Source organism: Microvirga terrestris, from assembly GCF_015694425.1.
In the GTDB taxonomy this organism is placed as follows: Bacteria; Pseudomonadota; Alphaproteobacteria; order Rhizobiales; family Beijerinckiaceae; genus Microvirga; species Microvirga terrestris.
On the sequence record NZ_JADQDN010000009.1, the window covers coordinates 1 to 16,612 of the forward strand.

Genomic DNA, 16,612 nt, shown 5'->3' on the forward strand with positions numbered 1-16,612 from the left:
AGCAGCCCGGTAGCTCGTCAGGCTCATAACCTGAAGGTCACAGGTTCAAATCCTGTCCCCGCAACCAAACCTCATCACCGCAAGACGACGAAGCCCCCGCACGTGATCAACTTCGTTCAAGTGCGTGAGAACAGTTATGCAGGCTCAGGCCACCTGCCCGACCGGGTCGAGGTCAGCATTGAGTGAGAACCGCTCCAGCTGGACCGCATAGGCAGCCTGATACTCAGATGATGAAGAAGTCCTTGTAGGTAAGAGACAGGTCCTTCTTCAACTGGGAGAATTCGACCGCAGCCTTTGAGCCTGATCCGTCAACATCATAGCTAAGAACCCCTGTTTTCTTATCATAAATCAGGTAGTCATTCCGATCTTTGGCCTCGTCGCTGACAGTGAAGAATTTTTTGCTCATCTGTTTAGGATCTGCGAGGGATCCGCTGCCAAGTTTCTTGAACACAGCGTTGTCAAGCCAAAGGCTGTCATATTTGACATTGAAGTCTGTAATCGTATCGAAGCTCATCTTGCGGTCGGTCCGCGAGTTGCCGAGTTTCGAGTCAAATATGAACGTGTCTCTGCCCGTGCCACCAGAAAGTCTGTCGACGCCAGATCCGCCGTTGATCGTGTCGTGGCCGGAATCGCCACGGATATTGTCACTGTTGATACCCCCATGAAGCCAATCGTCGCCTGAGCGGCCCCAAAGCAAGTCCTTCCCTGCCTCTCCATAAAGCGTATCGTTGCCAAAGGCGCCAATGATCCTGTCGTTTCCACCCCGGCCATACACGGTGTTATTGGTGAACTGCAGGTGTGTGTTAGCCCCCGTGCCGAGCCTGATGGTGTCATGGCCAGGCGTTCCATACAGAATGAAATCCTTCGACTCAGCAGGTGTGTTGGTAGATTGCACATCCGAAACCAGGACATAGTTGGTGAGGTCTGAAACGCTTGCTTCGCCAAAGTAAAAATAACGTCCACTTGTCGGAACGGGAGTTTTCAGCAGGAATGTCACCTGCCCACCCTCACCGAGGGAAAGCCAGCTGTCGTCAAGATTATTAAGCGGAGCTTTCTCAGGGTCATAGATGTTTGCGCCGGAGGTTCCCTGAAGGTTAGTATTCCATTTGGCAGGGTCGTTTGCTCCAAGCGGTGTCTGGAAGCCGGGCTGAAACACGATTCCTCTAGAGCTGAAGTCGAAGACGTTTTCGCTTGAATGGCCAGGCATATCCGCTCCATAAGCAACGCACGTGTCCAGGAGCTTTACAAAATCCAAGTCCATGCCGGAGTATGTGCCGGGACTACCGGAAATGACATTGTCATCATTAATTGTGATTGCAGTAATGGTGCTGAGACCGCTCTGGCTGAGATCAACTCGATATATGTCAGTATCTTTGACTCGCCCAATGAAAACAGGCTCAAGACGAACAACGGTCATTTGATCCCCTCACCTATAGAGCATAACGGACTAGCTGCATCCTCGCTCAGTGAATACTTAATAATAATAGAAATGAGAGAACTATAAGTAAGCAAAAAAGGATTATAGATATGATTGGATGCCTGCAGCCCAATTGAGGTATGTACTTTTCCTTGACGAAAGCACTATATGATTAGAAGGCCGGTAAAGAAGGTTCTGGACAAGTCCGTTGCTGAGGGCAGGTCGATGAAAAGCGGGCTCTTGCCTTGATCAGCTGCATGAGGGCACCGCCAGCGACCTCGATGCGTGCCACCCATTCCATGGAAGCTAGACGGGGAGCCGACCTATCCTTTGCGCTTGAGCGTTCATCGCAGTGCAGGCGCGGTAATCCCCTTTTGAAGGACGAGGTAACCAGATATCAGGTCGTGACCGGTCCCGGAAACTCGTGCCCTCACTACAGCAGCACGTCATGGCTGGTGAGTAAGGATGTCTCCAAGATACTTGAATTGGTTTAGACGAAGCTCAAGCTTGTCGAAACGGCACGACTGAAGGAGTCTTGCCGCCAGTGAGGGGGGCAAATGCTCGTCTCCGCAGTCTGTCGGGGAGGCATGGCGGCTGTTCCCAAAGCTCCCGTGATCTTCATTGGAATCTTGCACGGCTCCATAGAATCCAAGCAGAGTCGTAAGAGCCTCCTTGGAGGTACTGCAAATACATCAGAACATACCTGCGCGCCAGATATCGAGCAGACGTAGGAGGTATAGACACAGGATCGCGGTTCACTCACTCTTAGCTAAACCAACCTAAATACGGTGAGGCTACTATATGAGCCAGGTCGCCACGGTTCGCACGCTCTGGATTGGCCTCAAGTCTGAGAGGCCCCTGAAGCGTGTCAGTTCTTATGTCGGTTCCTCTTCCAAACGTATGCTTGATCTGACCCTCGCGTTAAGCCTGCTTATCATCTTTAGCCCTCTTATCCTGATCATAGCCTTAGCTATCAAGTCTACGAGCCCCGGTCCGATATTCTTTCGGCAGAAGAGGTATGGCGCCCGTCAGCTGCCGTTCATGATCCTGAAGTTTCGCTCTATGCATCATACCAAGTTGGTCGAACATGATGTGAAGCAGGCCACACAGGGCGATCCTCGTGTAACTCCCATTGGCCACTTCTTGCGCAAGACCAGCCTGGATGAGCTTCCGCAATTGTTCAACGTGGTCCTTGGTGAAATGTCGATCATCGGCCCTCGTCCTCATGCTGTATGTCATGATGACCATTACATACGTCGGATTCCACAATATGCGCGGCGTTTCTGCGTTAGGCCCGGCATTACGGGCCTTGCCCAGGTATGTGGCGCTCGTGGAGAGACAAGAACGGAGGGCGACATGCAGCGGCGTATCGACCTCGATATCCAGTATATCGAGAATGGATCTCTGCTGCTCGACATGAAGATTCTAGTCGCTACGGCGCATGAGGTTTGCTTCTCCGCTAATGCATATTGATAAGGCCAGAGAAGCGGCTACGGCTGCATGATCGGGTCTAAATCCTCCAGGAGTGGAAGGCATTTTGCATCACCCCAAGGTGGACTTCACTGTCTCAGATTGCATGAGACAGCCCTCGAACCGGAAGACGGATAGACCCGATGACAGAGGTCGAGAAACAAGACAGAATCAACTTTCTCAGGCTGCTGCTGATCATTGGTTTGGTGTTCTTGCACTATGGAACATTTCCAGGCTTCAGCACCTCGCCCTATATTGATACCCTCGGCCCGGGTGATGCTACGCATCCCGTAGCATCCTTTACCAACCGCTATTTCGTTTTCATTTTCTATAGCGCCGTACCTCTGCTCGGAGCTATATCCGGCTACCTATTCTTTAAGAACGCATCAGGTGATTTAGGATTCTTCCTGAAACGCATTCGCAGCAGGGCCTTCTCGATCCTTTTTCCGATGATCTCGTGGTGCGCAATCATCCTGACAATTTTCATGATGATCAGGATCGTCTCCCCAAGTTCTTCTCACCTAGCGATGATCGAGTATGATCTTGACAGGTTTGGTCCTAGTCAGCTCCTGAACAGTCTTGTCGGCGTTACACGACGGCCCATCAATTTCCAGTTCTGGTTTTTGCACGACCTATTTCTGACGGTGTTGATCTCACCTGTGCTCTATATCCTGCTGCGCAGGCTCCCTTTTGTCGGCCTTTTTGGGATCATGGCTATCTGGCTGACTGGCATCGACCTTCCATTATATTTCAGAACGGATGTGCTGTTCTTCTTTTACCTCGGCGGCTTAATCCGCATGCGCAGTTGGAATTTGGACTTCATCCGCCCACAGACGGCGCTGATCGCAATGACGTTCTATCTACTGCTCATCGGCTTTCGCGCGATTGCACCGCATTTCATCCTTGAAGATAGTCAGATCGGAGGTTTTTTGTATGGGCCAGGAACACGCGGATTGCGTCTTCTCGGGATCGTCGCCTTCTGGGGTTGTGCTCCATACCTAATGAACAACGCCCTCGGCCGCCGCATCACCGCTTTTGGTGCACTTGCCTTCTTCCTGCACTCGATTCACTGGCCACTCAATCAGTTTATCAAAGCTGGTCTCTCGGCTGCCATTCCTATCGATGGAGAGATCGGCCTTCTTACCAACTACTTTGCTACTGCAGTTCTCACTCTTGCCATGGCCTTCGGCATTGCATCGGCGATCAACTCGCTGTCCCCGACACTCTTCTCGCATCTGAGCGGCGGGCGTTCGTTCACTAAACTTGCGCAGAAGCCTATCTCTGATACCGCATCCATAGTAGATCCCAAACCAATCAACCCGCAACACACCTCTTAATACTGCAGTTTCAGCTTGCGCATTTGGGCTCATAGCCTCCTGATAAGGCTCAGGAGTTTACCACTAGGAATGTGGCAATCGAGCAGAAGCTAAAACTCTAGCTGTGTAGTTGCGCAAGGTCAGAGATCACCTCAAATTCCCTGTTTGCTCGTCAGAGTATCGCGCACTAGATTGCCGCTTGTGTGCCTGACTACTTCTGCTGTGTTGGGAAGGGCTAGGCAGAAATGCACGACATGATGTCCCAGCCAAAGCGGACTTTTGGGTAGCCAGGGCGTGAATAACTATTCCGGAACTGTGAGGCACTAGGTTCTATTTGTTGTTGTCCTTATTTTAGAAACCGAACCCGTCTGACGAAACGTCCTAGGATGGGTGCATGGTAGCCAGTCTCCGACCTGTAAGATCCCTGGCCCCAGCGCCGTATGTTCATCCCCGCCGCTGGGCTGAAGGTAAGGTGGACCTACCTGTCAATGTACAAACGCTCAGTACCGCGGTATGCGATGGCGAATCGGACCGTTCAACCCAGAGTCGTGCAAGGACATAGGTGATTGCAAAACAACTATATTTTCGAATGCCATAATGTAGACATATTTAGACTTACTTAAACGGCTCAGTTCAGTATAGCTCTGGACTATAGTCTTAATTAACTAAACAAATAATCTTATTGTTCTCATTTTTATTTGAGAAACAAAAAATATAGGGGCACTACAATGGCAACCAATATCATTTGGGTCGCAAAGACCGGTCGTTCAGGGGCATTAGGAACAGAATCCTCTCCCCTCGCTAGTATTCAAGAAGCTATCAATAAAGCGACGCCAGGAACGACTATTATGGTCAAGTCTGGCGTCTATACGGAAAACCTGAAGTTCAGCAAGGGCGGCACGGCGTCTGCACCAATTGTACTCGTGTCTGCTGATGGTCCCAGCAAAGCTGAGATCAAGCCGGCAAGCGGAACTGCCGATACTATCCGCGTCCAAGCGCCAGCGAATTACATCACTGTCGACGGCTTCAAGGTCTATGGCCCATCGTCGAAAGACTCGGTCCACATTACTTCGTCTGACAACATGACAAAGATTTCCACTGGCATTACGATCCAGAACATGGAGATCCTGGCTACTCGAGGCGATGGCATTAAGGTCAGCCAGGGCGATCATATCAAAATCCTCAACAACAAGGTCTCCGGATCGACTAGCGAACAGGGCATCGACCTTGTCGGCGCCACCCATTCTGTGATCTCGGGCAATGACGTATCGGGCATCGCCACGATGGCCGGCATCCAGGTCAAGGGTGGGTCATACGACATCGAAATCTCCTACAACACTGTCCACGACACTGGAAAATGGGGATTCCTGGTGGGCGGCGTTACCAGTCCATCGAGCTTGCTGCCGGGAACGACCGATTACGAGGTCAAGGATGTCCGGATGTTTGGCAACGAAGTAGATGGCTCTGCCGCGCAGGCGGTCCGAGTCATGGGCGGTACGAACGTCAAGATTTCTGGCAATTGGTTCCACAACGTGGCGTCCAGCAGGTTCATCGACGTGCTTGCAGCGGCCGATCAGCATGCTGCCTGGGCTAGCAAGAACGTGACGTTCGAGAACAACAGCTTCGACCGGGCCAGCTGGCTCACCGTCGAAAGCGGCAACCCCCAACCAACTCTGACGGGCAACATCACGAGCGGCCAGACGCCGGCGGGTTGGGTTGATTCCGGCGGAGCGGTTAATACTGCACCGACTCCAGCGCCGACGCCAACGGTGCCGGCTCCCACTGCTCCGAGCACACCGCTGCCGACGAAGTTGCCGTCAGCCTATGACGATAAGGCCTCAACCATGGTCAGCACAGCGGTAAAGATCGACGTCCTGGCAAATGACGATGCCATCGCCTGGGTTAACGCAAAGATCACTAACCCTCTCAATGGAACGCTGAAGTCTGGTGGGAATGATACGATTGTCTACACCCCGAAGACTGGATTCACGGGTGTTGATACGTTCAAGTACACTCTGACGGACGCCGATGGACATCAATCCACTGCGACTGTCACTGTCGAGGTGGGCGGAACGACGACCACCCAGAAGTTGATGGCCGACTACTTCCTGCTCTGATAAGACCAGCTGCGGCTGAAGATTACAAGGATAAGTGTCTCATAAATCCCTTGGTTTTTCAGCCGCAGCGCATCTGATAGGGTTCTCTCATCCGAAAGAGAGGATATCAGGTGCCGGCTTGACCTACAGCGGTGACATATACACTCTGCTCTTGCGATGGAGAGCTCCGTGAGGAGCGGAGGCGGCCCTAGCTACCGTTCTGTATCGCTGGCAGCCGAACCGCAGGCTTTTACCCGCGATCAGGCCAAACATGTCGTGCGCCAAGCGGCTTGGTTCTTTCAGCGGCAGAAGACGTTCATCATCATTACGGTTCTCGCGATTACGCTGACTACAGGCGCGATAAGCTTTCTCCTCGATCCTGTCTATACGGCCACTGCCGCTATAGTCGTGGAACGCAATCGCAACCCTCTGCTGCGCGATGAGAACGAGCGCCCAGTTTCGGCAATTGAACTTGCGAACGACTTGCGTGATATCATCCGATCCCGCCCTGTCATCGAAGCCGTGGTCGATAAGCTGCGGCCCCATGAGAGACCACGACGCCAGTCCACTGTGATGACGGTGGTATTCCAAGCTTTGGACGATCTCGGTCTCTTCAACCTGCCACCCCTGAGGGAAAGGTACATCAGGCGCTGGACCAAGTCTCTCGTGGTCGAGGCGGATGGAGACTACGTGACTTTTGCATTGACGGATGAGGACCCGGAGATTGCTTCTGCAGTGCTCTCCTCCATTGTCGACGCCCAGCAGCGTCGATACGTCGAGGTTCTGCGCGCCTCTCACGGTTCGCATCTACGCAGGGAGATGCTGAGCAGGATTCAAGCCGATATGGCAGCTCTGCGTGAAACTCTAGCTGGTCTGAGCGCTCCAACGGCCAATTCGAGCGGTTATGCAGTGGCTCTGTCTCAACTAAGCGCAATCCGTAGTATGATTTCGGCTTCTGACGATCAGTCGTCGTCTTTGCGCACCAGGCTTGGTCCGAACCACCCTGAGACAGTCGCGGCAGAGGAAACCAGTGATGCATTGAAGCAAAGGCTGTCGGCCCTCGCCCATGATGTGGATGCGCTAGGACGAACGGCAGTCCGATCAGAGGAGATGCAACTTCTCATCCGCTCCTACACCGAGGCTTTAGATGCAGTCCGCAAGGACCTTAAAAAGTCAGAACTGCACGAAAACTCGGACATACGCGCGGTCAATCTTCGAATTGCTGAACAAGCCCTACCTCCCATCGTTCCTGATGTGAGTCGTATACTGCAACTGGCAGTCGGCCTCGGTGCCGGTATCGTCTTTGCCATCGGAGCTGCCATGATCCGCGACAGGCTAAGTTCGTCCCTAATATCGATCAATCATGTTGAGACCATCTTGCGAAGCCCAGTGCGCGGCGATCTCGCCAATAGCCGTAGATTGGCTGAAAGCATCCGCTCAACCTATTGATCCGTCCAAGCTTTTCAACGGAGAAATCGATATGAGGTTGATGGTCAAGAGCGGTTCCGCTTCGAGAGCGCCGAAAAAGCGCTGGTTTGCGCTCTTGGCTGTCAGTATGGCCGTCGTGTTTGCCGGCCATGTCGCGTACAGCTCCGTATACTATATGAGCAATCTCGAACTGGGCTCCAAGGAATTCGCTGATGGCTTTGAGAAAGGTGATCTTTCTGCCTGGCGGGTGGGAGAGACGGAATTCTGTTGCGACCGTTCGGCCATGATCGTTTCCTCAGGAGCCAGGGAGGGTAATCGGGCCCTAAAGGTCGGCCTTTCTCCTGAGGATCCCCGCGTTGCTGGCAGCAAGCGTGCGGAGGTAAGGCTCAAGGCAGTCGAACTCGGGGAGGAGCGCTGGTACGCTTTCAGCCTCTTCATACCGGAGGATTGGCATTCGATCCCCGAAGTGGCGACGATTGCACAATGGCATGCCGTCGACGATAAGATTCTCGGCGAGGTTGGGCGCGCTCCTCCGTTGCGTCTTGTAGTCAAGGGCGACCAGTGGTCCATCGCAAGCCACTGGGACAGTCGGCGAATATCAGGCATCCCATTTCTGCATGCGGCGCCGGAAGGAGGAGATGTACTCTGGTCGGCACCGCTGACGCGCGGTACGTGGACGGATTGGGTCTTCCACGTCCAGTGGTCCTATAACGATGATGGTATTATTGAGATTTGGAAAGACGGTACTGCTATTGCCAGGAGGAAAGGCCCCAACGCTTACAATGATTGGTTAGGCCCCTTTTTCAAGCTTGGAATCTATGTTCCGCATTGGAACAAGCCGGGAGCTAGTTCGCCCATCGAGCGGCATGAAGTTCTCATTGATCGGGTAAGGCAGAGCACTCATCCGCTCGTGCCTGCCATACGCGGCATGGCGGCAAATACCCGGTCAGCGGATGAATAGAGGACAGCGTCCAAGATGCATCCTAACTCCACGGAACAGTATCTAGGCCATCTTCTAGTGAGCGCGCTTGGCGCGAGACATCGTCGTCAACTCGGCCGGACAACGCCGCGGAGAGGCGTTTCGGCCTTGTCGCCGCCGCTTTTCAAGTGGTTGGGGCGCACTACCGATGCCACGCCAACCATGAAATATGTCATGGCAGCAAAGTAGTTATAGGCCATGAAGTCTACGAAGAGTCCATTGACGAGAAGACTCACGAGCACTGCGAGAACGTAGATGGCAAGCGTGCGCGCAAACATGGACGCTGCGGGAGAACGATAGATCTTCCATAGAGTGCAAATGCAAGCTCGGATGGCCAGGACATAAAACAAGATGCCGACGATGCCGGTGAGCACGGCAATGTGCAGGAACTCGAGATGGGGAATGCCGATGCTTGCAGCCCATTCTGCGCCGATTTCGCCCATTCCTGATAGATAGTCAGTCTTATAGTCACTGAAGGCATAGCGGCCGAACCCAACTCCGATAATAGGATAGGCAATGATCATGTTGCCAGCCGTCGCGAAGAGCGCGATGCGGTTATAGATCGGCTCCATTTCCTCCATGCGGGCCATGAGAGCATCCGTATCCATGATGAGCGGGACTAGAATCGCGCCAAGGGAGATCCCCAGAATGGCCATGAGCCCAAAGAAAGGCCTAATCCTTCTATCTCCGAGAAAGATGACAATCAAACCTACGGCCACTCCAACCAAAGGAGAGCGGGTTAGGGCAAGAAGGCTTCCTCCAAGCATCGCTCCGAAGCAGCCTAGTAAAAACAAACGCAGTGTTGAGTTCTGGGCGATTGAGAACTGTGCAAGGGTTAAGATGGCCATTCCCCCCAGCACAGATCCATATTCGGCGGCATTGCCGAAGGTCCCGGTGGTGCGCCCCTCGTGAATGACCTCGAAGTATTTCGGCGTGAACCACTGGATACGCAGGAAGTACTGAAGGACGCCGATGGCGACGAGAAGAACGCCAGTCAAGGTCATCAGCCGTAAAAGGCGCAACACATCAAGCTCAGTCCAGTCGATTCTCCGTGCTATGAGGATGGACAACCATGGCATCAGATAGCACTGGAAGATGAGAGCCACGTCGCTGCGGACGATCTTCATCTCCTTCGAGGGTAGAGTCGTCAGAAATGACGCAAGAAGCACCCCAATAAAGCTGAGAACGACCCATTCCAGACGGTTAAGCGGACGGGATAGCGGCGAGCGGGTGAGGGCATGGAGGACCATAAGGCCAAGCAGGAGTAGGAAAAGGCCTCGCTCGACGGTGAAGAATGGCACCCCCGCTGCTAGGTTGTTGGGAAACACGAATAGGACCGGCTGGCCCAACAACCAGATCATGGCCAAGATCTTGGTCTCGATAAGCAAAAGACAACCGACCGCGATGAGACCGAGAATCGCGACGGTTATAACCCAGTCGGCTGACCCTATGGCCAAAGCTAGCGCGAGGGCGAAGAAGCCCCAAAACGTAGTCTCCGCAAGCCTGCTGAGCAGCCGTGGCGATGGAAGACGGAATCGAGCTAGGCTGGCAGCTCTCATTGCGGCTTGCGGCATGCGTAGAATTGATCCCACCGGTGGAAATTGGCTGTCAGACTTGGCTTCGTCTGACCACGTCCCAGACGAACCTCAGAGTTGAAGTAAAGCAACTCGAACCCCGTCTTCCGCAGCAGAGCCTTCATAGAAAATGGGTTCGTAGTGTGCCAGCGCATCTTCTGACTGCCTTGCATTACCTCGACCTCAAGAGGCGTACCACCATCGTGTTGTCCAAGCCCCATCCGGGCCAGAAGGCGGGGAACATAGAAATGGCGGGCATAGGTGCTATTGAAGCAAGACTTTGTCGTGAAAACGAAGACTCCGCCCGGACGCAGCACCCGGAAGACTTCTGACAAGACCTTGATCTGGCTCTGCTTGTCCAGAATCCCCTCGATGCCATTATAGGCAAAGAGGACTGCATCATATTGATCTGAAGCAACGGAGAGTTGCGTGGCATCACCCACGAAGAAATGGATTCCGGTCCCGAGTTCGGAATTCCTTTTCCGTGCCACCTCGATCATCTCAGGTACGATGTCGAAGGCATCGATCTCTTGGAAGCGACCTGCTAGTAGAAAACAAGTACGTCCCGTGCCGCAGCCTACGTCAAGGAGCCGTCCGCCCGAGGGCAAGAACTTGTCGAAGACGTACGCCTCGCCCGTACGAAGTTCCCAGGCCTTGCTGTATTGCTCGAGAACCTCACCACGGCCGTAGAAGAGCTGCTTCTCGATGACATTGCGGAAATTGGCGACCTCCGTTTCAGGCTGCTGGGATGCCGTCATGTTGCACCTCCCTCTGGGTTTCGAGCAGCTGTAGCCAGGATTCGATGTTCAGTGCATACCAAAGCACGTAGGCTTCCTGCCCTGAACCCCGTCCCGAGACGAAGTCGTCATAAGCGCGGCGCAACCAATCGATATCGATGTACTCGCCGATGCGGAAGCTTCTTTGCTTGAAGAACTTCTCAAGTGTCCTCGCGAAGTGCGCATTCTGCTGCCGCCAGAGAACAGGGTTAAGATTCTTTTTGAGATGCTCCTGAGTGACGACTGGCGGCAGAATGCCCTCCATGGCCCGACGTTGTAGCATGCGGGTTTGACCGCCACGGATTTTGTACTCGCGCGGAGCTGCGAAGAGATATTCGACGAGTTCGCGGTCGAGGAGAGGAAATCGTGTATCCACATTGAAGGTCGCGCCGAGAGCCTCATGGATCGGCACGGTCATGTTGATCATGATCGATTCGAAAACTTCCAAGCAATCTTGCCGGTAATAGTCATTGAAGACCTGAGGCGGTCCTGCGGCGATCCTCGCGGCAAGGTTTGTGCGTTGAGCCAAACCAGGCGTGATCCAAGCCGGGTAATCTCCCCTCCCCTGCCTCCTGCGCAACCACGCCCGAACGCCTCGCGACATGAGGGGCGAAGCGATATAGGCCGCAGCAAGCTTTTTCAGCGAGGTCTTCTTGCCTGTGCTCCGATCGTAAGGAAACAGGCTTGCCACCTCGCGGGAGAGTTCGATGAAGCGCCCCTTTTTCAAGAGGTCGGCCAAGAATTGGTAGCGTCCGAAGAAAAGCTCGTCGCCGCCGAGACCGCTCATGGTCACGTGTACGCCGTGACGTGCCGTTTCCTCCTTGCAGCGCCAGAGATAGAGAAGGCCCATATCAAATTGTGGCTGCCCTCCCGCCTGTAACATATGGGGTAGAAGCTCAAATACATTGTCCTTGTCGACATAGATGTGGTGATGGTTGGCTCCGACATCCTTTGCTACCGCGTCAATGAGTTCGGGCTCATCGGCTGCATTATCACGAAGCTCAAAGGAGAATGTTTCCATAGGGTCGTCAATGCCGCGCCGCTTCAGGTCGCGCCTCAACAATCCCGCAACGGTTGAAGAATCGAAGCCACCACTGAGTTCGCAGCCATAGGGGCCCTTCTCAGGCGCTCGGCGACGTACGGACTGGATCAGCATTTCGCGAACACGAGCCGCCATGTCAGCTTCAGTCTTCTCCTCATTCACCCGGTGAGGATCGATGCGCCAGTAGCGTATCTCGCGTGGAGCGCCTGACCCTTCCTGAACTATCAGATGCCCTGGCTTGAGCCGGCGGATCTCCTTATGGAATGAGAGACCTGCGTCGAGGAGAGATCGCTCCAGAGCGATGTAGGAAACGATGGATTCCTCACAGGGTGTCGACGGAACGCCAGCAGCCAGGATCTGGCGGGGCTCGGATGCGATCCAGAGGGCTCCATTCCAATGCGAGTAGCAGAGAGGCTTTACGCCGAAGGCGTCGCGCGCGCCCAGGAGACGGTTATTCAATGAATCATAAAGAGTGAAAGCGAAGTCGCCATCGAGTTCTCGTACGCAGTCGTCGCCCCAGGCGTCATACGCTGCGGCGATGGTGCCGCAATGGCTCCTGTCACGCACCGGGTGGCCCGCCTGCTCTACCTTACGTGCCACCTCCTCGCGATTGTAAAGGCGACCACTCAGCACGACGGCGAGACGGCCGCTATCGACGACGTAAGGCTGCGGCTCTTCGAGTGCAGCTGCATTGGCCTGATGGGCCATCGCAATGCGCCCGGTGATGTAGGTTGTGGGGTTCCTGCCTCGATGGGGAGCGGCGGCTGCCATTTTCAACAACGATGCCGCAGATGGTGTCGCGCCATCAACACGAAGGATTACGTCAATTGCGCCCATCATCGTCACTCCCGTTATTGTCATGCCTCTCAGCCCAACGGCGTGAGATTGTCGTCGCTAAGGCTTTACTTGCCCATAACATCCGTCCCCTGATCTGCGGGCTGAAGATGTACAAGCGTTGATAGTTTGTAGCACTCGTTGCCCATTTTCGTGCGTAGGCGGTCACGCCATGGATATCGAGTTCAGTGATCTGCCGTTCCACCGCGTCCCTTATGAGAGAATCCCATAAGGGAGCAGCATTCAGAACGGTGCGCATGTCGTCTCGCAAATAGACCACAAGCGAGAGCATCACATTCCGCCTAGAAAGACCGAAGAGAGCTCCGGCAGGACGTCCATCCAGACTCATCACATGGATGACAGCATCGTCTTCGGCAGCATAGGCGTGAGCGACCTCCGAGAAGAATCGTTTGAGCTGTACATCGAGCGGCATCCTGACTTCTGAATAAAACTCAGTCTTCGCTTTCCAAGTATCGCGCTCAATCTCGAACATAATATCGAGACCCTGGCCGATATCTCTCCCTCGATACATCGACATTTCGAAGCGGCCCGCACGCTCGCATGCTCTGATCTGCGCCTTATGCCGCTTACGGAAATGAGATCCACGTCGACCCAAATACTCGTTCATTCCGCCTGTCAGGTCAGCGGAATACATTTCACGTACGCGCCCGTGGGGCAAAGTCATCAACCCTCTAGAGGCTGCGGCAGCTTGCAGAAGATCGCGCTGTCCGGATCCTTCCGGCAACCCGTCCAACGCCATGACATCCCAAGTGTGACTTCTATCCCGCCAGTAGTCGATAATTTCCCCACATACTTGCGCGGCATCATCTGCAACAAGCATGTGCGCGCGTGAGTTATGCGAGGGGATGTTGAGAGGGAATGTCACGCGCCTTATGGGAACTATGCGCTTCCATGCAGGGATTGAAAGGTTATTGCTGTCATCGGCAATCTGCAACTTACCATCTCTACTCGGCCAAGCTTCCCAGCCTTGCGAGTAGATCATCGGAGCAATGCCTACCGGCTGCCCTCTGTGGTGAATAATTAAGCCATGCAGTTCTTTGTGCGCTCCGAAGACGTTCCACCATGCCTTGACCCATCGATGATCCATCAGGACATGATGATATTGGCAACGATCCTGTACCAAGTTCCAATCTGAACAAACTCGTTCAAACGCTGATAGCGTGTCGAAGCGGCTAGTGTGGAATGAGTTTTTCTCGACTCGACCCGATGCCTGCAAATCAAGCATCATCTCTGCCGATGTACCTGAAATCATCACGGTGACGCCTCTGCTGAACCGGGGCTAATGCTAGAATGCCTAGTTAGGATGTGCCGCCTTACTGCTACCAAGCCTTCGTCGACGAAGTGCAAGATCCGGGAGTAAGGCCTCGTGTTGAAGATCATAGGGGCAACGTAGTCGTGATGATCCTTTGCCCATTTTAGATAGTGTCGGGTGTAACCGTTGATGTCGAGCCGTTTGAGGCCGGAAGAAATACTGCGCTGAACAAGCTCCTGTAGGACAGGCGCAATGCCGACTGGAGCTCCGAGTTGTTCATTGCGGTAAGTCAAGATGCATGACGAAGTACCACCACGCTCCAGAGTGAACCAGCCTGCCGCATCAGTGTCACCAAAGCGCATGATGATAATCTGCGCATTATCGTGCTGAGAAAACCGTCTAGCGACTTCCTTGAAGAAGCTTTTGGCGGTATCGTTGAGCGAGAGATGCAAACGCCTCTCTTTTTGATCCATAACCTTCCAGCTTAGAGCTTCAAGTGATAGAAGCCGTTGCATTCCAGCTTCGATGTCACGCCCCCTAAACGAGTCAAGGGTCATCTTTCCGAGATGGGAGAACGTCCGCTCAACCTTGTTGCATTCCTGCCGCATATGCCTGCGGAAATGAGCCGAGCGGGTCTGGAGGTATTCGTCGTAGGTCTCAGGTAGATCGATATATAGCATTCTCCGAGTCGTTTCACGAGCTCCTGGAAGTAAACCCACTCTCTTTGCGGCGTCGATAAGAAGACTTTGCTCTTGCTCCCATCCTCTCATGCCCGGAAAGATTGCAACGTCCCATTCGGCAGAGATAGAAGATATATAATCTGCTAGCACTGCGTAGGAGTAAGACCCCCCACCGGGAAATAGAGTTTGCCCACGGATATTGCCTGCAACTAAATTCACGGGAAATGTCAAACGACGCAGCGGTGCAATTCTGTTCCAGCTCAAGCCTGGCAAAAATTTGTAGTCATCAGGTCCCATGATGTATGGATCACGCAGCGGATAGACTTCCATACCACGCATGATGCAGAGCGGTACGATCCCCATGGGCGTCCGGCCAGACGATACTAAGAGCGTGTGCTGTGTCTTTCCTGCCCCAAAATGGCGCCACCAGGACGTCATCCATCGGTGGTCCATCATAACATGCTGGTGAGCGCATGAGTTCTGCAGATCATTCCAGAGCGGCCCTGCAGCCTCGAGCGCCTCCAGGCTGTCTATACGCTTGACCGAGATGCCTTGGGTCATCGCCCGCTCCAGCGTTTGACAACATCGATCAACCGCTCAATGTCTTCCTCTCGGAGCGACTGATGGACTGGAAAACCGATCGCCTTCTCCTTCCAATGATGTTCGCGAGGGAAACGCTCCCAAGGCACAGCGGCATGGAAGTAAGGCCAGATGTGCTTTACCCCCACTGCCTCTGCGGCCAGCGCGCGCCTCAGGCGGGCAGCCTCCTCGACAACGACCGGGAAGTAGAGAGGGCATGCCCCGTCTGGCAAATGCGGCACCAGAGGAACAATTCCCGGGATTTCAGCCAGGGCTTCTTGAAGTCTTATATAGTTGTGTCGACGGCGTTCCCGCACATGCGCATGGTCCGTGGCCCGGAAGATGCGTAGTGACCGGCTCGACATTCCCGCACCAATAAGCTCATTTGGAAACTTGATCAGATGCCACTCATCACCGCCCTTTTCACGTAGCTGAATGGAACCAGCTCCACGCCGAAGCTGCTGCCGCATTCCTTCGGTCTTGCGTAGAATAGCGGAAGGATGACTTCGAAGCGTCCTCGAAAGGAGGTGACGTGTCGCCTTCCTGATGAGTTCCGGCGGCGGCGGCTTGGGGGCACCTTTCTCCGTGCCTTTGCGCATATGCAAGGCTCCGCCGTCTGGTAAGGCGACTGTCTTCCAAAAGCTGTAGATTGCGGCATCGCCTGCAAGACCGACTTGCTCTCCCGCTCGTGTCGTATAGAGCGCATGTGCACAATCCTCAATCAATGGAATGCCTTTGCGTCGTGTCATCTCAAGCGCAGGTTCGAGGTCAACGGGTAAGCCGAAATAATGCGTCACCATCGCCGCCGAGGACCCGTCGATTGCCTTGCGAAACGAAGTCGGATCCGGAGCCAAATCTTCGCCGACCGCGAAGAATGAAAGCTCAAGCCCTGCAATGAGGAAGGGCTCCAATTCGGAGCCGCAGCAGAATGCTGGCACAGCAACCCGGTCTCCAGACTTCAGGTCCAGCGACCTAATTGCTTGCCAGAGAGCAATCCGTGCGGAGGTCCACAAAGTCATCCCGGGAGAGGAAAACGGATGAGGCAATGGCCGCTGTGAATAGGAGAGCAGCGATCCAAAGGTCGGCCACGGCATTGAGGCAACAGGTCGATTGGCGGCAACCTCCAAGACTTCCTCCATTATCATCCA

General features: G+C 54.0%; 13 protein-coding genes. 6 read left to right on the forward strand and 7 right to left on the reverse strand.

Annotated features, from left to right (window positions below; genetic code table 11):
• Positions 1 to 186, forward strand: a 186-nt coding sequence (locus I2H36_RS19835) for a hypothetical protein (RefSeq protein WP_210331099.1), incomplete at its 5' end; no start/stop codon positions are given.
• 37 nt (positions 187 to 223) lie between these two features.
• On the opposite strand, the gene I2H36_RS15905 is transcribed toward I2H36_RS19835, so the two are convergent.
• Entirely contained in the window at positions 224 to 1,417 is a 1,194-nt protein-coding gene (locus I2H36_RS15905) for a calcium-binding protein (RefSeq protein WP_196264889.1), read from the reverse strand.
• An 801-nt stretch (positions 1,418 to 2,218) separates the two neighbouring features.
• Here I2H36_RS15905 and I2H36_RS15910 point away from each other — a divergent pair.
• The 5 genes from I2H36_RS15910 (at position 2,219) to I2H36_RS15930 (ending at position 8,688) form a co-directional block, all read left to right on the forward strand.
• Complete coding sequence (locus I2H36_RS15910) at positions 2,219 to 2,890, forward strand: exopolysaccharide biosynthesis polyprenyl glycosylphosphotransferase (RefSeq protein WP_196264890.1); 672 nt, start codon at positions 2,219 to 2,221, stop codon at positions 2,888 to 2,890.
• Between the two features lie 140 nt (positions 2,891 to 3,030).
• The gene (locus I2H36_RS15915; RefSeq protein ID WP_196264891.1) at positions 3,031 to 4,224 is read left to right on the forward strand and encodes an acyltransferase family protein; all 1,194 of its coding nucleotides are present in this window, start codon (positions 3,031 to 3,033) and stop codon (positions 4,222 to 4,224) included.
• Between the two features lie 707 nt (positions 4,225 to 4,931).
• Complete coding sequence (locus I2H36_RS15920) at positions 4,932 to 6,320, forward strand: right-handed parallel beta-helix repeat-containing protein (protein ID WP_196264892.1); 1,389 nt, start codon at positions 4,932 to 4,934, stop codon at positions 6,318 to 6,320.
• Positions 6,321 to 6,488: 168 nt separating this feature from the next.
• Complete coding sequence (locus I2H36_RS15925; protein WP_196264893.1) at positions 6,489 to 7,748, forward strand: Wzz/FepE/Etk N-terminal domain-containing protein; 1,260 nt, start codon at positions 6,489 to 6,491, stop codon at positions 7,746 to 7,748.
• 31 nt (positions 7,749 to 7,779) lie between these two features.
• Positions 7,780 to 8,688 carry a polysaccharide lyase family 20 protein gene (locus I2H36_RS15930; protein WP_196264894.1) on the forward strand — a complete coding sequence of 303 codons (909 nt, stop codon included), beginning with the start codon at positions 7,780 to 7,782 and terminating at the stop codon, positions 8,686 to 8,688.
• An 86-nt stretch (positions 8,689 to 8,774) separates the two neighbouring features.
• Here the strand turns inward: I2H36_RS15930 and I2H36_RS15935 are convergent, their stop codons facing one another.
• From I2H36_RS15935 to I2H36_RS15960, 6 genes are read right to left on the reverse strand one after another with little or no spacing between them, the layout of a single operon-like run.
• The gene (locus I2H36_RS15935; protein ID WP_196264895.1) at positions 8,775 to 10,280 is read right to left on the reverse strand and encodes an O-antigen ligase family protein; all 1,506 of its coding nucleotides are present in this window, start codon (positions 10,278 to 10,280) and stop codon (positions 8,775 to 8,777) included.
• Entirely contained in the window at positions 10,262 to 11,038 is a 777-nt protein-coding gene (locus tag I2H36_RS15940) for a class I SAM-dependent methyltransferase (RefSeq protein WP_196264896.1), read from the reverse strand. Before I2H36_RS15940 ends, I2H36_RS15935 begins: the two co-directional genes overlap by 19 nt.
• Positions 11,016 to 12,938 (reverse strand): asparagine synthetase B family protein, encoded by a 1,923-nt coding sequence (locus tag I2H36_RS15945; RefSeq protein WP_246718863.1) that lies wholly within the window; start codon positions 12,936 to 12,938, stop codon positions 11,016 to 11,018. Before I2H36_RS15945 ends, I2H36_RS15940 begins: the two co-directional genes overlap by 23 nt.
• A complete protein-coding gene (locus tag I2H36_RS15950) occupies positions 12,922 to 14,205 on the reverse strand; it encodes a GNAT family N-acetyltransferase (RefSeq protein WP_196264898.1) in 1,284 nt (427 codons plus the stop codon). The genes I2H36_RS15945 and I2H36_RS15950 overlap by 17 nt, the downstream gene beginning before the upstream one ends.
• A complete protein-coding gene (locus I2H36_RS15955) occupies positions 14,205 to 15,446 on the reverse strand; it encodes a GNAT family N-acetyltransferase (RefSeq protein WP_196264899.1) in 1,242 nt (413 codons plus the stop codon). The genes I2H36_RS15950 and I2H36_RS15955 overlap by 1 nt, the downstream gene beginning before the upstream one ends.
• Positions 15,443 to 16,609, reverse strand: a complete 1,167-nt coding sequence (locus I2H36_RS15960; protein ID WP_196264900.1) for a DegT/DnrJ/EryC1/StrS family aminotransferase — start codon at positions 16,607 to 16,609, stop codon at positions 15,443 to 15,445. The genes I2H36_RS15955 and I2H36_RS15960 overlap by 4 nt, the downstream gene beginning before the upstream one ends.
• Positions 16,610 to 16,612 lie beyond the last annotated feature (3 nt).